This is a genomic window from Acinetobacter sp. NBRC 100985 (genome assembly GCF_000241225.1).
Taxonomy (GTDB): domain Bacteria; phylum Pseudomonadota; class Gammaproteobacteria; order Pseudomonadales; family Moraxellaceae; genus Acinetobacter; species Acinetobacter venetianus.
Map to the genome: position 1 here is coordinate 1 of NZ_BAEB01000006.1, position 15998 is coordinate 15998.

A 15998-nucleotide genomic window follows, 5' to 3' on the forward strand; every position below is an offset into this window, starting at 1 on the left:
GGTATATTTATTTTAATTATATGATTGCATATTACCAATTAATTTTTATTTCCAATTTGTGGTAAATAATTTACTTACTCAAAAAGTAATAGTTAAAAACTTTATTTAGTACTTGCTAGTTTTGACTATCTTTTTATTTTTCAATATCTATTAATGTTTATTAAAGAAAGAAGAAACCTATTAATATAAATATATTTCTACTTTTGATGAATAGAATGTTTTGTATAACGAGTGCCATTGAAAAGAAATACTTTTTTGCATTGAGCAGGGATTTCTTACTCAATTTGATATAAGCAGTATTAATTAACCGTACAAAATATGGGTAAATTTAACTGTATTTGAGCCAGTTAAATCCAAGGCAAAAAAAGCAAATGACCTATCTAAATTTACTTCTGTAACTTGTGAACGGGAATAGTATCTATTTTTAGTTTTGTATAAGGGAGTTACCATACTTGTTAAAATACCTAACTTCTTAAGACCTTTATTTAAATTTTATCAAATTCTCATTTTTTGATAGAAAAATGATTTGATTCACTTTAGCGCTAATTTTATTAAGATAAAAAATGTTTACATAAAATTAATAGTATGGTTACATAAAAGCCATTTTTATAATGAAAAAAATTAATTTCATAATGGTATTAGATGGGGATATAAAGGAGTGGTCATGAATAAAAAACAACTTATATTAAAGTTGTCTGCAATTGCTGTATCTGTTTTATTGGCAAGCTGTGGAGGGGATGGATATTATGGGAAGGAAAATGGAAATAAGGGTACAGTTGTAGCACAAATAGCAACAGTTACTATTACTATACGAGATGTCACGGGTTTTGCGATTCCAGCTGCCATTGTTAAAATTGGTGAGTCAGAGATGATAGCAAATGAACAAGGTATTGTTACATTTAGATTAGAAAGTGGTAAAACGCATTCTGCTACTGTAACCGCAAATGGCTATCAAGTGACTAATGCTGATGTTACTGTAGGGGCAGGACAAACGACCGCTACACAGACTATTAGGATAACTCCTCTATCCGCTGAAAACAGTACCGTAATAGCACGAGTTTTTAATGGTGAGACTGGTTCAGTCTTAGCTAATACCCAAATTCAAGTTGGTACAGAAACAAAGACTACAGGCGCTAATGGTGATGTAACTCTAAGTAATATTATGAATAGTGAAAAAGTCCTTTTCAACATAAATAGTCAAGGTTTTGCACAACAATCAATTGTCGTTAATACGATTACTGGACAGCCAAGTAATATTAATATTCAATTACTCCCATTAAAGTTAGCTGGTAGCTTTAGCCCTTCGACAAATGCCAGTGTAAGCTTGAGTAATCCCATCGCCAAAGTTGATGTTTCTGCTAATAGCTTAGCCCGTACCGATAGTCAATCTATTAATGGGAATGTTTCAATAAGAATTGCTCCAATTAATTCCATACTAGATATACATCAACTACCTGGTGAGTTGGCAACAGTTGATAGTAGTGGACAGAGACAATTAATCGAAAGTTTTGGAGCTATGATCATTAATGCCGTAGATAGCGCAGATAATGAGGTAACTTTAAAAACTGGTAATGTAGCTACTGTTAGTATTCCAGTTGTTACGAGAAGCACAACATTGCCTGCTACAACACCGCTATATATATATGATGTTGAAGAAGGCTATTGGGTAAAAGATGGTTCAAATATTTTGACCTTATCTACAGATGGAAAATATTACACTGGCAGTACCAGTCAATTTGGTGCAGTCAGTGCCGCTACTGTATATCAAACTGTAGAGGTAACGGGTTGTCTGGCTGATGCAAATGGTTATCGTTTACAAAGTGTGCCTATCTCATTAGAAGGTGTGGATTATTCTGGTTATTCAACTGCGATAACGAATAGTAATGGTGAGTTCACAATCTCTGCACGAGCTAACTCGACCGCTGTAGTTGCTGGACAATTAGGAAGGTCGATTAGTAATTCTAATAAGATAACAACAGCTGCTAATAGTTACGCTATGTCACCATGTTTGGAAATGACTAATTTATCAAACAATGTGACGGTGAAGTTAACTTGGGGCTCATTACCAAATGATATTGACTCACATCTTTTAGCTCCTAATGGTTCATTAGTTTACTATGGTAGTAAAGGTAGTTTATCATCAGCACCATATGCTTATTTAGATGTGGATGATACAAGTAGCTTTGGCCCAGAGATTGTAACTATACGACGTTTGATGGTTGGTGATTATTATTATGTAGTTCATAACTATTCGGGTACTTATAATCCAGGAATAACAGATTCACCGACTCGAGTTGAATTAAATACTCCTACTGGTTCGGAATTATTTGTCCCTAATAGTGGCGAATCAGTGAATATGGTTAATAAAAATTATTGGCATGTATTTACTTTAAGAGTTGATACGAATTGTAATATTAGTGTGATTCCTGTTAGACAATGGCTTGATAGTGAAATCTCTTTGAAAAGACCTCAACAGACTCCTTCATATTGTGTTCCAAGTGAAGTAGTAAACTGATTTTACTAGTAATAAAAAACGGCTTTCGAGCCGTTTTTTATTTCAATCATGATTGTTAATCATCCAATAAATCCATCTGTTTCGCTAACTGATATAAATTATTCGAACGATTGCCTGTACGACAGAACATAAGGATTGGTTTTGGCAATTCATTATAGTGGTTTGCAAATGTGCGGACATCGAGTTCTGTAATTTGTCCAGCTACAACAGGCTGATAAACATAATCCAAACCAGCGCTACGAGCAGATTCTTCAATTTGAGCACTCGTTGGTTGTTCTGAACCACCTTCCATGTCTGGGCGGTTATTAATAATAGATTTAAAACCTTTTTCTAGAACTTGTTCTACATGTTCTGGACCAATTTGACCTGCAAAACCAACATTCTCTGACATCTTGTCACTCCAAAAATAAACAAAACATTTTATGCTCTATCATAGCATTAAGCTTAATCTTGAGTTTAAATGTCTATAGTAAATAAACGATGATAAGCAAAAAGATAACGCAACGGAGCGCGCATGCAAACCTATACCGTCGAGCCTTTGTATGTTCCTAGTGGTGATGAAACGATTGCTGCTGACTTTTACCTTCCAAAAACGACTATAAAGCCAGCTGTAATAGTTATGGCTCATGGATTTGCTGGATTACGTCAGTTTAAGCTCATTCAATATGCACAAAGGTTTGCTCATGCAGGTTATGCTGTGATCTTATTCGATTATCGTTATTGGGGGGGGAGCACTGGTAAACCACGCGAATTAGTGTCTTTAACCTCTCAATTAGATGACTGGAAAACAATTGTCCAATATGCATCAAATTGTAAATTAATTGATAGTCGACGTATTATTCTTTGGGGAACCTCTTTGAGTGGTGGCTATGCACTAAGCTTGGCTACTGACTTAAAGAATATTCAGGCGGTTATGGTTCAAGTGCCATATGTAGATGGTGCTGAAACTGCAAAATTATATCCCTTACAACGTTATCCTGAAGCTTTGAAACGTTCAAGTCAGGATTATATGGGGTCCAAAATGGGCTTAGTGCCTAAAACACTCCCAGTTGTCGATCAGTATAAACTCTGTTTTTTACCTACATCGGATAGCTATTATGGTTATCAATCTATTGTAAATCCTGATTATTTTTGGAGTGGTGAAGTCCCTGCACGTGTTTTCTTTAATTTAATGCGTTATCGTCCGATTCAATTTGTTAGAAAAATTAATATTCCAGTCTTATTTATTGCTGCAAAACAAGACTCTTTGATTCCTATTGCTTCAAGTCGAGAGGCAGCTACAAATATTGCTCCTTTTGTGAGCTATCATGAGTGGGATATGAAGCATTTCGATATTTATCATGGGACTTGGTTTGAAAAAGCAGTCACAACCCAATTAGAATTTTTACATCAACATATAGGAGTGATGTAAATGATTATTGTCTGTACATCATGTGGTGCAAAAAATCGTGTGCCAGAAGAAAAACTTGCCGTAAATCCTAATTGTGGGCAATGTCATCAACCGCTATTGCCACATGAACCGATTGAATTAAACGAGCAAAATTTTAGTCATTTTATTAGCAATACTGATCTACCTGTTTTGATTGATTTATGGGCTGAATGGTGTGGTCCTTGTAAAATGATGGCTCCACATTTCCATCAAGTTGCAAAACAAAACCCATATGTGATTTTTGCAAAAATTGATACAGAGGCGAATCCTCGATTGAGTGCTGCATTTAATGTTCGCAGTATTCCGACTCTAGTATTAATGAATAAAACCAATGAATTGGCTCGAGTAAGTGGTGCATTACGTACACCTGAATTACAGCAATGGTTAGATCAGCAGCTGCAACAGCACAAAGGAAATTAAAATGACGGAACGTGTGAACCATCCAGAAGGGACGTTATCTCTTCAAAATATTGCGATGCCAGCTGATACAAATTGGAGTGGTGATGTATTTGGTGGTTGGATTGTATCGCAGATGGATTTGGCAGGTGCGATTCACGTTGAGCGTTTAACGAAAGGCCGTTGTGCGACGATTGCTATCAATCAGATGAGTTTTTTGGTTCCTGTAAAAGTGGGCAATGTCATCAGTTCCTATACTAAAATTTTAAAGGTAGGCAACACATCTGTTCAGGTTCAGATTGAGGTCTGGATTAGTCATGATGACTCTCGAGAACCAGTTCGTATCACAGAGGGTGTTTTTACTTTTGTTGCTGTTGATGTAAAGGGTAATAAACGCGTAATTAGTGAAGAAATTAGGCAGGCCTTTTTAGCATCTCAATCATGAAGTTAGATCATAATCAAGACGTGAGTTCTTAGTTGAATTTACATTGATATTTCCATCATATTTTAGGGAAGACGGTTCAATGGCTGAAGAGTTGATTTTGCAACAAGGTCAAAAAGCTGAGCAATATCAAAGTATCATTCCTCAGATTCAGGCAATTATTGAAGATGAAACAGATGTAATCGCAAATTTAGCCAATATTTGTGCTGCTTTAAAACAGCAATTTGATTGGTTTTGGATCGGTTTTTATCTTGTTAAAGACAATGAGTTGGTCTTAGGCCCATTTCAAGGGCCGATTGCTTGTACCCGTATAGCAATCGGGCGTGGTGTTTGTGGTAGTGCATGGCAGCAACAGCAAGTGATTATTGTGCCTGATGTAGATCAGTTTCCTGGGCATATCGCATGTAGTTCCGCATCACGTTCAGAGATTGTGTTGCCGATCATGAAAAATGGTGAATGCTTGGGTGTACTGGATATTGATAGTAGTGAATTAAATCAGTTTGATGAAGTGGATGCTAAATACCTCAAACAATTGATTGCTATGATTGAAAACTTTATGTAAATAAGACTTTCATAAAAGCCCAATTCAGTTTGGGCTTTCTTAACTCTACTGGTTAGAACATCGTATTGGCGTTTTGACTCTTTTCAGGAATCGTTTGGATAACATCCCAATGTTCCACAATTTTCCCATTTTCTACTCTGAAAATGTCAATAATTGCTCTACCGCGATCTTGCTCGTTTTCTATTGATTGGACATGTAGTGCGACTAGATTTCCTTCCGCAATTGCTCGTTTGATCGTGTTTTTTGCTTGAGGGTTATTTTGAAACTTTTGAGTAAAGAAATTCACAAAAGGTGCTTTACCATCAGGGACATTGGGATTGTGTTGAATATATTGATCGCCGATATATCGATCAGCATATGTTTTAACTTGATGTTTTAAGAAAACACCTTCGTAAAAATCAATCACAATTTTTTTATTCTGTTCTGCAAGATTGCTATTGGATCGCGTGGAAGAGCTTTGTTGATTTGAATTATGTGATAAAGGCATGTTAGTACAAGCCGTTAGCGTAAGAATGCTTAGAATTGTTGGAACAGCAAGTATTTTGTTCATGGTATCAACTCAAGATACAAAATGATTCTGTATCTTGAGCATAATAACGACCTAACTGTAGTTTAGATCAGTTATGATTTTTTCGTTTAGGTAACCAAGCCCAAAGCATTTGACAGTGAATTGGTTCATTCGCTGAATCATCAATGACAGTGACTGGGATCAATAACTCGCCTTTTTCATTATCAGCAATGAACTTTTGTTGATCTGCTGATAATGTTGCTGTAGCCGTCAAACCGCCTTGTGCAACTTTTAAATAGTCTACATGTAATGATTTAATCAATAAGATACGATCATCAGGAATATGTAGACCTGTTAAAAAACCTGTTGCTGTCTCAGCTAATAAAGCCATTGCTGCTGCATGAACACCTTTAATATGGTTTTGCATATTGCGTTGGTTTTCAATACGAACAGTGACATGATCTTTATCCACTTCTAAGTAGCGAATATTTGCAGTGCCAACCATTGGAACAACACGTCCAAAAGCTTTGCTCCAAAGTGTGCTACGAATGCCTTTTGGAAATTTAGAAGTGGTTTTAACCAACGTGTAAAGACGGTTATCTTTTGCCATAGCGAACCTAAATCTTAGTCTTTGAAATTATTGAATTGGAGTGGTAGACCAAATTGTTGTTCACGTAAAAAGTTCATGACTTGCTGTAAAGTATCGCGCTTTTTATCTGTGACACGGATTTTGTCTCCTTGAATAGAAGATTGCGCTTTGATGCCACTTTCTTTAATGGCTTTATTAATTTTTTTTGCAGTATCTGAGTCAAGACCATCTTTAAGTTTGATTACTTGAACAACATTTTTGCCTGAAGCTGAAGCTTTTTGTGGATCAAGTGCTTGCACATCAATTTTACGCTTATAAAAATGATTTTCGAGCATGGTATAGACTTGTTCACATTGGAAGTCACTTTCAGTTGAGATTTTGATTTCTTTATTTTTTTCATTTAACTCGATCGAAACGTCTTGTCCACGGAAGTCAAAGCGTGTGCCAATCTCTTTTTGCGTGTTTTGCACCGCATGATTGACTTCAAATAACTCTAATTCAGAAACAATATCAAAAGAAGGCATGGTTAGACCTTTACAAAGGGAAAGAATATTTGAGATGCTAAGGGGGTTTTCTTCATTTGCCAAGTGTTGTTTACATCAAAGGAGTGCGCAATGATCCGTAAACAAGAAATTACAACATTTGAGTTCCCAGAAGGCGCAGTCATTTGGGATGTCCGCGATACTAAAGCCTACACTGAGGCTCATGTCAAAGGGGCAGTGAATCGCCCAATTGCCGAGATTACGTCGGATAGTTTGACTCAAGTTGCAGCGGATCAGCCGATTTATATTCTGTGTGGCGGAGGTAGTAAAGCACCACGTGCTGCGGAATTGTTAGATGGTTTTGATGCTTCTCGTGAATACGTTGTATTGATGGGAGGCACACGCGCTGCGCGTGATGCTGGCTTGCCATTAGAGCAAGGCGCTTAAGCATTAGCATTTGCCAAAATACATCTGTATTTTGGCAAATCAAGAATTATGAAAGTATTAAAAAATTAAAAGAACAATTTAGCCTGAATAATACGGCTTCTTCGCTTTGACTTTCTTTTGAAATCTCTCTGGACTTAACTTGTTTAGCAATGTTTGTGGTATTGGGCAAAGCTCACCAAGCACTAATGCTGCTAATACTTCACTGCATAATGGTGCGAATAAAAAACCTTTTGATCCTAAACCTGCAAAAGTATAAGTCTGTTCATGATTTTTCATTTTCCCTACGAATGGAAAATAGTCCAGACTCTGCGCACGAACAGAAGCGCGTCCTTGCCATTTTTCTACGGATGGAAGTTTTTCTGCATAATCAGGAAAGACACTGTGGATAAGTTCGTAGTTATGCACATGATCTTCGGCGAGTACTTCAGCATCATCTCGATTGGGATAAAATGATGCGCCTAAAATTAATTGAGATGGATTGAGCTGCATACAGTAACCGCCATAACTATAGGCTTTATCTAACGCTAAAGGCTGTTCCACATTTTCAACCCAACTGACTTGTCCTCGAATAGGTTTTAATACAGGGTAATCTTCGAAAAGCTCAGCACTTTTTTTGGCGCAGCAGACAATCGTATGATCAGTGGTTGCAAGATGAACATGATCTTGCCAAAGCTCAGTGTGTGAGTTCATTTCTTTCACAGCAGAAATTTGAGCAATCACCAACTGAATATTCGGATGTTTTAAAATTTCATCTCGAAGCTGGTGTGGAGAAACAGCGCCCGCATGGTGTAAGTTTAAACTTGGAAACTTAGATTGCAGCGTGATTTCATCTGTTGCATGTATTGATAATACATCTTCTGGATATTGCTCCGCTAAATCAAGCAATTCATCAGCATTTTTTAAAGCGAGTTGATGAACTTGAATCGAGCGAAACGCTTTAAAACTTGAATAAAATTTCAAAGCTTGTTGCCAACTCAGCGTCATAAGATGTTCATGCGCTTGTTCAATAGGACATAGTTTGGGATTGAGCAGCGCAAGTGGATTACCTGATGCACCTGAAAGCGGCTCATTTTGCTCGTAGATAGTCACTTGATGTCCACGCTGAGCAAATGCCCATGCAGTCGTTAAACCTGCGATTCCTGCGCCTATAATGGCGATTTTACGTTGGGTTTTGTTTGGTATTTCCTCTAACGAAATTTGATCGCTAACAATTGCATTTGAATCAGTATTTTCAGTTCTAGTTGGGGCTAACCAAATAGCTTTCAGCATTTCTCGTTTATGCCCGAAACCACGCGGACGATTAATTTGAACACCATGTTGTTTCAATCCACGCTTAAGCACACCTGCAACACTAAAAGAGGCAAAAGTAGTGCCGTAGTCAGATAAACGGACGATATGATTGAGTACATTTTCTTGCCACATATCTGGATTGCAAGAAGGAGCGAAGCCATCGAGAAACCAAGCATTTACAGATTGTGTTTTCGGAATACTCGGAAAAATATCTTGTGCATCACCGAGCCAAAGATCAATGCTAAACCGCTCTTCGGGAAAGCTCAGACGATGACAACCCGCAATCGGCAAAGGATATTGTTGTATGAGTTTGTCAGCCAAAGGTTTAAGTTCTGGCCAAACATTCAGTGCTCGGATAAGGTCTGCTTTACTCAGCGGAAACTTTTCAACGCTGATCGCATGCAAATGGCTGTGATTGTTCGGGCGAATTTGTTGCCAAAGCTGCCATAAGGTCAGAATATTTAAGCCTGTCCCAAAGCCTGTTTCACCTACACAGAAGTATTTAAAATCTTTGAGTTGGGAAAGACGTTCGCTGAGATCATTGCCATTTAGAAAGACATGGCGTGTTTCAAGTAAACCGTTATCTTTGGAAAAATAAACATCGCCAAATTGTTTTGAAATGGGAACTTCAATACCATCGACGAGTTCCCAATCGAGTTCAGCTGTTTGTAGTTTTGATGAATGTGACATAGATGAAAATATTGAGTTTTACCACTGGCGACGGCGTTTGGTATAAACATAACTCGCAATAAAGAAACCAAGAATCACACCTACCGCAATGGTCATCGCACCATATAAGAACATTTGCGCACTGCGTTCACTTTGTAGAACTTGAACTTGAACCGTTAAATTATCATTTTTTAACTGTAATTCTTGATTCTGTGCGAGGGCTTCAAGATTGGCATGTTCAAGTTGCTTTAAACGGTTATTTTGATCTTGAATCAATGCTTTAACTTTGGTTTCTTGCTGTTGTTTCGCTTTAGCAATTTGCTCTGCTGTTAAAGGTTTAGCAACGGTGTTGCTTATGATCGGAGCTGTCGTCGAACTAGGTTTGGGTTGCGTCGTATTAACTGATGCAACTGGTGTTGTAGTGGGTGTTGTTGGTTCGACAGCCCATGTTGCAGAACTGAGTAAACATAAAGCAAATAAGCTTTTAACTGCGATTTGCATAGATCAACCTTTTGGAAAAGCTTTGTTAAAAGGTTTTACTTCAATATGTGAGTAAATTCCTTCTTTTAAAAATGGCTCTTCCTCAATCCACGCATCGAGAGCTGCACGATCATCGAATTCGACAATAATTGTACTACCGAGAAAGCCAGCCTGAGGGTCATTTGGGTCTTTAGGATGTGCACCAGCAGCAATTAAACGGCCTTCATCATCTAATTTTTGCAGACGGTCTACATGTTGAGGACGGGTCGCTAAACGTTTCTCTAAAGTACCTTCATGATCAGTACAAGTCAGCACAAAATATGGCATAGCAGTAGCTCAATGATTCAAGATCTAGTCAGTGGTTTTAAAATGCTTTCTTAAGCAAAATAGTATAACAGCTAGGTAACTGATAGAAACGATAATATCGCCGAAAGCGGTGAATTCACCCCAATATTTACCCTGCATAAATACGAAACCAAAGAAGAAGTGTAAAGTAGCTAACAAAAAGAACTGTCCACACCATGCCCAGTTTAAACGCATCCAACCCTGTGGACTGAGTTCCAGCAATGAACCTAATAGCTTTTGGATGATTGGCATTCGCTCTTTATTAAATAAAGGAGTAACTAAGAAACCTATTCCGATACCAACATTGATAATGACCGCTTTCATCTTGATGTAAGTGACATCACTGAAAACTAAGGTAATTCCACCAAAAACGACCGACATTACGACAATAAACCACTGCATTTTTTCCAATTTAAACTTTTGGAAAAAGAATAAGCAGCCATAAACCACCAAAGTTGAGATCAGCAATGCACAGGTTGCAACTAGAATGTGGTTTTGATCCGTATTTCCCGCACTACCGACAAGTTCTAATAGTGGATGATGACTATCTTTAGGGTCAGTGGTTTTATAAAAATAAAAGAAGATAATCAGCGGAAGGTAGTCGAGCAACGCTTTCATGTTACAGTACGGAGATGAAATAGGTCAGATAGCATAATACAAACCATGTTCGGTGTCGATTTACATACACATACCCTCATTTCTGATGGGACGTTTTCACCAGAACAATTGGTGCAGGCAGCTATTGATCTAAAAATTGATCTTTTGGCGATCACTGATCACGATACTATGGATGGCTTAGAACGCGCTCAGCGTTATGTGCTTGAACAGGTTCAAACACCTGATATTAAAATCGTTTCGGGTGTAGAAATATCAAGTCAGTGGTCACGCCCAAATATCAAAAAAAGTTATGGTGTGCATATTGTTGCACTCAATATGCAAGATGAAGCACCGATCAAAACGATGTTAGAAAATCAAAAAAAGATTCGTGCAGAACGTGCAAAAGTGATTTGTGGATTATTAGAAAAATGTATAGGTTTTGATATTTATCCAGATGTGGTGGCTAAAGTAGATGGACATGCTGATCGAGTAACGCGTACTCACATTGCAAAAACACTGGTGGAAAAAAATATTGTCAGTCGTCCTCAACAGGCATTTGATCGTTTCTTGAAAGAAGGCAAAAAGGCGTTTGTAAAGTTTGAGGGTATTGGGCTTAAAGAAACCATTGAAGTGATCCATGCAAGTCAAGGGCTTGCGGTGTTAGCGCATCCAACACGTTATGATTTATCTGCGACCAACATTCGTTATTTGATTGAGTTATTTGCATCGTTAGGTGGGGATGCCGTGGAGTTGCCTCCAAGTATAGAGCCTGCGTCAACACGGCAAATGGTAGATCGTATGATTGAGCAATTTGATCTCGCTGTGTCGATTGGTAGTGATTTCCATGGTGACAATATGCCTTGGATTAAATTGGGTCAAACACCAAGAGTGAAAGAAGGGCAGAGAGGAATTTGGGAAAGTTTTAGGTGAGGTGTAGCTTGACTGATATTAAAAGATTAATAAATAGAACGGTGTCTTCTTATAAAAAAATTAATCACCAAGATCGAGATGGGATGATTATTGATAATCAAAATAGTATTCGTAAAGAAATTATAGAAGCTCGAAGACCTCCTTTTTTGCATATGGAGTCGATTAGTTGCCAGTATGCGATGAAAGGTTTTTGTTTAATTGAAACAGGGGGAGTTAGTCCTGAAGCACTAAGGTTCTTAAATTTATCATTTATGTACAAAGAAGTTGCACAAGAAATTGAATTTAATGAAAACAAAAACTCTGTTTGCATTCAATTGGAGCATGTTCGACGATGCTTATTCAAGCTTGCACCCTTATTACTTTGGTCAATTTTAATTGGAAATAAAAGCTTGGCTAAAAAAATAAGAAATCAGTTTTTATTTTATTTAAATTTAAAAAATGTAACTAGAAACTTGCATTTAGATTATGAGCTTTTCTGCTTATGGCTTTATGAATCTTGGGTCGAAGAGAAATCCGATATCATTCAAAATATTTCAGGTGATTTTAAGCAACTAATAGACCACTGGTATGCGGATGCTGAAAAATTACAGGAAATAGTTATATCTATTTGTGATTTTCATTGCGAGGAAATGGTAGATAATCAAAAAAAACCAGCTTTACCAAGATTTATGTCTCCACCTTGCGATTTAATTCCTTTAGAGATACATGTGATTAATAAATTAAGACAATCTCATTCTTTGAGTAGATTGATTGTTGATCACCCTATTACGAATACCAATATAGCAATAGTTTCGGAGTTTAGTATTGTCGAAGACGATTTTTTAGAATATATACAGATTAATATATTCTGAGATTTTACAGTTCCACTAAAGCAAATTATGATCTTGTGCTTGAATTGGTGGTGGTGTCGGGCGACCTAATGTACCCAATAATTCAATTTCAATTGAACGAACCATTGCGTCTAAAGGTAAGTCATTACTCTGCGTCCCAAAAGGTTCTTCAATTTCAGTGCTGAGTGCATCTAAGCCTAAGAATGTATAAGCTAAAATACCAACTAAGAGAGGTGTCACTAAACCGAGTAGAGAACCTAAACTGAATGGTAACATCACACAAAAGAAGTAAACGGTGCGATTCAGCAAAACTGAATATGCAAAAGGAATAGGTGTATTGGCAATACGGTCACAGCCTGTTTGCATCTCACTTAATGCCGCAACGTGCTGGTTCATTTGCGTATAAATGATATCTGTGATTTCACCTTCTTTAAGTGCTTGCAGCAACTCCCATTGAATCAAGCTCAGCGTATATTGAGGCGCATTATGTTGCTGATAAAGCTGAGTCAGTGCTTGTTGGCTTAAGCCACTAGTTTCAGTGAGTTCGGTTGGATTCACAGTTTGATGGCGTAAACGATCTCGCAACACATTTGCAAAAACAATGACATGTTGAATAATACGCTCACGTCGACCTTGCGAGAGAATACGGCAGTCTCGATCAAAATGACGTGCTGTCGCGATCAAAATTCCCCACAATTTTCGTGCTTCCCACCAGCGTTCATAGCAGGCTGTATTTTTAAAGCCGAGAAAAATTGAAAGAACAACACCAATTAAAGTAAATCCAACCAATGGTATTTCTGGAAAGCGAAATAGATTGATATATTCAACGCCACCAATGATGGCAGAGATCAACATGACAAAGCCTAAAGACGGCAAAATTTTGGGTAAAATCGTCCCGCGCCATGAAAATAGAACTTTAAAAATACTTGGCTGGTCGCGGACAATCATGTTTTTTGAATCGTTAATTTTATGTGTTGATGTTCAGGTCAGATTTGAGCTTTGTCAAGACCAGATTGCTTGATTTTCATAGGTGTGAGCAGTTGTTGTTCAGAAAAAGAAAAATGTGAATCGGGTGAAATAATAAAGTGATCAATCAGGTGTATTTCGAGCAACTTACAGGCTTGTTTAAGCTGTTGGGTCAGATAAATATCTTCAGGTGATGGTTGTGCAATTCCATAGGGGTGATTGTGAGCAATCACAATTTGACTTGCTTGTTGTTGCAATACATAACGGAGGGTTTGATTAATTGAAACACTACAACTGTGCTGCGATCCAAAAAATAGTTTTTTAAAATGCAATTTTCGGAGTTCTGCATCGAGACATAAGACTGCGAAGACCTCTTGCTTTTCACCTTGCAGCTCATAACGTAAATAATCCAGCACCAAAGTTGATGTATTCAGGCATAAGCGTTGTTGATGAAAATAATTATTGAGATAACGTCGTCCGAGTTCTTTGACGGCCATGAGTTGAGAATACTTGGTTGAAGCAATACCATTAAATTGTGATAACTCTTCAAGTGATGCGTCAAAGATAGGATTGAGACCCCCAAAATGTTGAATAAGGATTCGCGCTAGTTCGACAGCGGAGTGTTGCTTGGAGCCTGAGCGAAGAAAGATCGCAAGTAATTCTGCATCCGACAAACTCTGTGCCCCTTGAAGCAGTAAACGTTCTCTTGGTCGTTCTTGTTCTGGCCATGCTTTGATGGATTGTTTTATCTGATGATTCATTTTTATTCACATAATTTTTTTATGGTGATGATTTTTCCAAGCATAAAGGGGCTGTTGATATTTCATCCATGCATTGCGTTATAGGCTAAAACGACATAAACAAGGCATGAAACGCAGGTAATGGCGACCCCCTTGTCAAGTTTCATAACGAATTTTAGGGAAGTTTTAGCCATAACCCTGAGCAAGAGCAAAGCACTGCTTTGATCGCAGCGCAAGGCGAAGCTCGAGGACAGAGACATTTTTTGCCGCTACTGCGTTATGTTCTGCTCATTTAGAATGGCTAAATTTCGCAAAACATGCCTTGTATCGTCTAAAAAACGTCTTCTGTTGCAATGAGAGCTGAAAGCTCGCAAGGTGAAATGTCAACAGCCCCTACTTGGGTATGCGGGTATTTAATGATATTGTGAGCGCCACTGCAACAGAAAGGTAAACTGTTTGTGAGCTTTGATCTAAGTGTTATTCCCCATAAAAACATTATATTAGCGGTTACAGGTGGTATTGCTGCCTATAAAAGTGCCATTTTAGTTCGTCGTTTAAAAGATTATGGTTTTGATGTCCGCGTGGTCATGACACATGGGGCACAAGCTTTTATTACGCCTTTAACTTTCCAAGCACTTTCTGGAAATCCTGTACATACAGAATTGCTAGATCCTGAGGCTGAAGCGGGAATGGGGCATATTGAATTAGCGCGTTGGGCTGATTTGATTTTAGTTGCTCCTGCAAGCTGTGACACGATTGCAAAATTTGCCAATGGTTTGGCGGATGATTTATTAAGTACCTTGTATCTTGCGACCAAAGCGCCTGTGTGGGTTGCACCTGCCATGAATCAGCAAATGTGGGCAGCTAAAGCAACACAACGTAATTTACAAACACTTGTTGAGGATGGTGTGCATGTCATCATGCCTGATGCAGGTGAGCAAGCATGTGGTGATGTGGGTTTAGGTCGTATGCCTGAACCTGAAGATATTGCGCGTCAAGTTGCTGCTTATTTCCACAAAGCACAACGTGCGATTGCAGAGAAATTTGGTTTGTTGGCGGGTAAACGTGTGACCATTACGGCTGGCCCAACGCGTGAAGCAATTGACCCTGTTCGATATATTTCTAATCACAGTACAGGGAAAATGGGTTTTTCTTTGGCAGCAGCATGTTATGCAGCGGGTGCAAAAGTCACTCTAGTTGCTGGGCCTGTGAGTTTGGATACGCCAAATGGTGTAGATCGAATCAATGTGAAGTCTGCAATGCAAATGCTTGATGTGAGTATGGATCAACTCAAACAAGGTTGTGACATCTTCATTGCGACGGCTGCGGTAGCCGATTATCGTGTTGCCGAAGTGGCTGAGCATAAAATCAAAAAAGCAGGGGATGAGCTTGCAGTTTCATTGGTGAAGAATCCCGATATTGTCGCAACGATTGCGCAACAGCAAGAACGTCCATTCATGGTGGGTTTTGCTGCTGAAACACAAAATGTTGAGCAATATGCTGCGGGAAAACTGGTTGCCAAGAAATTAGACATGATCGCGTGTAATGATGTTTCTCGTCCAGATATCGGTTTTGCATCTGATGAAAATGCGATGACTGTATTTTTTGCGCAGTCTTACCATTTGGAAAAGCGCGAGTTAGAAAAAGCATCGAAACAAGAGATTTCACAGCAACTGGTTGAAGCAATTCATGATGCTTTGCTGCAAAAATAATTAAATCGTTCTTTTATCAAAATGCAACGAAATCGTTGCATTTTTTATGTATGCTCAACGCATAGAGCA

The 15998-nt window shown here is 38.2% G+C and carries 19 protein-coding genes; 9 read left to right on the forward strand and 10 right to left on the reverse strand.

Annotated features, from left to right (window positions below; all coding sequences use genetic code 11):
* The first annotated feature begins 664 nt into the window (after positions 1-664).
* Entirely contained in the window at positions 665-2515 is a 1851-nt protein-coding gene (locus ACT4_RS01855) for a YfaP family protein (RefSeq protein WP_007479345.1), read from the forward strand.
* A 55-nt stretch (positions 2516-2570) separates the two neighbouring features.
* Here the strand turns inward: ACT4_RS01855 and ACT4_RS01860 are convergent, their stop codons facing one another.
* Complete coding sequence (locus ACT4_RS01860; RefSeq protein ID WP_007479346.1) at positions 2571-2906, reverse strand: TIGR01244 family sulfur transferase; 336 nt, start codon at positions 2904-2906, stop codon at positions 2571-2573.
* Between the two features lie 123 nt (positions 2907-3029).
* Between ACT4_RS01860 and ACT4_RS01865 the strand changes: the two genes are divergently transcribed.
* The 4 genes from ACT4_RS01865 to ACT4_RS01880 all read left to right on the forward strand — a co-directional run bounded on the left by ACT4_RS01865 (position 3030) and on the right by ACT4_RS01880 (position 5344).
* Positions 3030-3926, forward strand: coding sequence for an alpha/beta hydrolase (locus tag ACT4_RS01865; RefSeq protein WP_007479347.1), 897 nt, complete (start codon positions 3030-3032; stop codon positions 3924-3926).
* Positions 3927-4364, forward strand: coding sequence for a thioredoxin TrxC (gene trxC, locus ACT4_RS01870; protein WP_004881592.1), 438 nt, complete (start codon positions 3927-3929; stop codon positions 4362-4364). It abuts the gene before it with no gap.
* 1 nt (position 4365) lies between these two features.
* Positions 4366-4785, forward strand: a complete 420-nt coding sequence (locus ACT4_RS01875; protein ID WP_007479348.1) for an acyl-CoA thioesterase — start codon at positions 4366-4368, stop codon at positions 4783-4785.
* A 79-nt stretch (positions 4786-4864) separates the two neighbouring features.
* Entirely contained in the window at positions 4865-5344 is a 480-nt protein-coding gene (locus ACT4_RS01880; RefSeq protein ID WP_007479349.1) for a GAF domain-containing protein, read from the forward strand.
* Between the two features lie 52 nt (positions 5345-5396).
* Here the strand turns inward: ACT4_RS01880 and ACT4_RS01885 are convergent, their stop codons facing one another.
* From ACT4_RS01885 to ACT4_RS01895, 3 genes are all read right to left on the reverse strand, one after another.
* Positions 5397-5894: an ester cyclase gene (locus tag ACT4_RS01885; protein ID WP_007479350.1), complete on the reverse strand. Its 498-nt coding sequence runs from the start codon at positions 5892-5894 to the stop codon at positions 5397-5399.
* Positions 5895-5961: 67 nt separating this feature from the next.
* A complete protein-coding gene (locus ACT4_RS01890; RefSeq protein ID WP_007479351.1) occupies positions 5962-6462 on the reverse strand; it encodes a DUF4442 domain-containing protein in 501 nt (166 codons plus the stop codon).
* Between the two features lie 14 nt (positions 6463-6476).
* Positions 6477-6965 (reverse strand): YajQ family cyclic di-GMP-binding protein, encoded by a 489-nt coding sequence (locus ACT4_RS01895; RefSeq protein ID WP_004881601.1) that lies wholly within the window; start codon positions 6963-6965, stop codon positions 6477-6479.
* 90 nt (positions 6966-7055) lie between these two features.
* Between ACT4_RS01895 and ACT4_RS01900 the strand changes: the two genes are divergently transcribed.
* Entirely contained in the window at positions 7056-7370 is a 315-nt protein-coding gene (locus tag ACT4_RS01900) for a rhodanese-like domain-containing protein (RefSeq protein ID WP_007479352.1), read from the forward strand.
* Between the two features lie 78 nt (positions 7371-7448).
* Here ACT4_RS01900 and mnmC read toward each other — a convergent pair whose 3' ends face one another.
* The 4 genes from mnmC to ACT4_RS01920 are packed head-to-tail and all read right to left on the reverse strand — an operon-like array spanning position 7449 to position 10772.
* Entirely contained in the window at positions 7449-9350 is a 1902-nt protein-coding gene (mnmC, locus tag ACT4_RS01905) for an FAD-dependent 5-carboxymethylaminomethyl-2-thiouridine(34) oxidoreductase MnmC (RefSeq protein WP_007479353.1), read from the reverse strand.
* Positions 9351-9368: 18 nt separating this feature from the next.
* Complete coding sequence (locus ACT4_RS01910) at positions 9369-9830, reverse strand: hypothetical protein (protein WP_007479354.1); 462 nt, start codon at positions 9828-9830, stop codon at positions 9369-9371.
* Positions 9831-9833: 3 nt separating this feature from the next.
* On the reverse strand, positions 9834-10136 hold the full coding sequence (locus tag ACT4_RS01915; RefSeq protein WP_007479355.1) for a YciI family protein: 303 nt from the start codon (positions 10134-10136) through the stop codon (positions 9834-9836).
* A 24-nt stretch (positions 10137-10160) separates the two neighbouring features.
* The gene (locus ACT4_RS01920; RefSeq protein ID WP_007479356.1) at positions 10161-10772 is read right to left on the reverse strand and encodes a septation protein IspZ; all 612 of its coding nucleotides are present in this window, start codon (positions 10770-10772) and stop codon (positions 10161-10163) included.
* A 45-nt stretch (positions 10773-10817) separates the two neighbouring features.
* Here ACT4_RS01920 and ACT4_RS01925 point away from each other — a divergent pair, with 45 nt between their 5' ends.
* Positions 10818-11681: a PHP domain-containing protein gene (locus tag ACT4_RS01925; protein WP_007479357.1), complete on the forward strand. Its 864-nt coding sequence runs from the start codon at positions 10818-10820 to the stop codon at positions 11679-11681.
* Positions 11682-11689: 8 nt separating this feature from the next.
* Positions 11690-12532, forward strand: a complete 843-nt coding sequence (locus tag ACT4_RS01930; protein WP_007479358.1) for a hypothetical protein — start codon at positions 11690-11692, stop codon at positions 12530-12532.
* A gap of 15 nt (positions 12533-12547) precedes the next feature.
* On the opposite strand, the gene ACT4_RS01935 is transcribed toward ACT4_RS01930, so the two are convergent.
* Positions 12548-13459: a bestrophin family protein gene (locus ACT4_RS01935; RefSeq protein WP_004881618.1), complete on the reverse strand. Its 912-nt coding sequence runs from the start codon at positions 13457-13459 to the stop codon at positions 12548-12550.
* A 38-nt stretch (positions 13460-13497) separates the two neighbouring features.
* Complete coding sequence (radC, locus tag ACT4_RS01940) at positions 13498-14238, reverse strand: DNA repair protein RadC (RefSeq protein WP_007479360.1); 741 nt, start codon at positions 14236-14238, stop codon at positions 13498-13500.
* Positions 14239-14675: 437 nt separating this feature from the next.
* Here radC and coaBC point away from each other — a divergent pair, with 437 nt between their 5' ends.
* Positions 14676-15929, forward strand: coding sequence for a bifunctional phosphopantothenoylcysteine decarboxylase/phosphopantothenate--cysteine ligase CoaBC (gene coaBC, locus ACT4_RS01945; protein WP_007479361.1), 1254 nt, complete (start codon positions 14676-14678; stop codon positions 15927-15929).
* Positions 15930-15998 lie beyond the last annotated feature (69 nt).

Bases quoted from the DNA above. Each gene is read 5' to 3' on its own strand.
- ACT4_RS01855 (WP_007479345.1), top strand. From the start codon at position 665: ATGAATAAAAAACAACTTATATTAAAGTTGTCTGCAATTGCTGTATCT.
- ACT4_RS01860 (WP_007479346.1), bottom strand. From the start codon at position 2,906: ATGTCAGAGAATGTTGGTTTTGCAGGTCAAATTGGTCCAGAACATGTA.
- ACT4_RS01865 (WP_007479347.1), top strand. From the start codon at position 3,030: ATGCAAACCTATACCGTCGAGCCTTTGTATGTTCCTAGTGGTGATGAA.
- trxC (WP_004881592.1), top strand. From the start codon at position 3,927: ATGATTATTGTCTGTACATCATGTGGTGCAAAAAATCGTGTGCCAGAA.
- ACT4_RS01875 (WP_007479348.1), top strand. From the start codon at position 4,366: ATGACGGAACGTGTGAACCATCCAGAAGGGACGTTATCTCTTCAAAAT.
- ACT4_RS01880 (WP_007479349.1), top strand. From the start codon at position 4,865: ATGGCTGAAGAGTTGATTTTGCAACAAGGTCAAAAAGCTGAGCAATAT.
- ACT4_RS01885 (WP_007479350.1), bottom strand. From the start codon at position 5,894: ATGAACAAAATACTTGCTGTTCCAACAATTCTAAGCATTCTTACGCTA.
- ACT4_RS01890 (WP_007479351.1), bottom strand. From the start codon at position 6,462: ATGGCAAAAGATAACCGTCTTTACACGTTGGTTAAAACCACTTCTAAA.
- ACT4_RS01895 (WP_004881601.1), bottom strand. From the start codon at position 6,965: ATGCCTTCTTTTGATATTGTTTCTGAATTAGAGTTATTTGAAGTCAAT.
- ACT4_RS01900 (WP_007479352.1), top strand. From the start codon at position 7,056: ATGATCCGTAAACAAGAAATTACAACATTTGAGTTCCCAGAAGGCGCA.
- mnmC (WP_007479353.1), bottom strand. From the start codon at position 9,350: ATGTCACATTCATCAAAACTACAAACAGCTGAACTCGATTGGGAACTC.
- ACT4_RS01910 (WP_007479354.1), bottom strand. From the start codon at position 9,830: ATGCAAATCGCAGTTAAAAGCTTATTTGCTTTATGTTTACTCAGTTCT.
- ACT4_RS01915 (WP_007479355.1), bottom strand. From the start codon at position 10,136: ATGCCATATTTTGTGCTGACTTGTACTGATCATGAAGGTACTTTAGAG.
- ACT4_RS01920 (WP_007479356.1), bottom strand. From the start codon at position 10,772: ATGAAAGCGTTGCTCGACTACCTTCCGCTGATTATCTTCTTTTATTTT.
- ACT4_RS01925 (WP_007479357.1), top strand. From the start codon at position 10,818: ATGTTCGGTGTCGATTTACATACACATACCCTCATTTCTGATGGGACG.
- ACT4_RS01935 (WP_004881618.1), bottom strand. From the start codon at position 13,459: ATGATTGTCCGCGACCAGCCAAGTATTTTTAAAGTTCTATTTTCATGG.
- radC (WP_007479360.1), bottom strand. From the start codon at position 14,238: ATGAATCATCAGATAAAACAATCCATCAAAGCATGGCCAGAACAAGAA.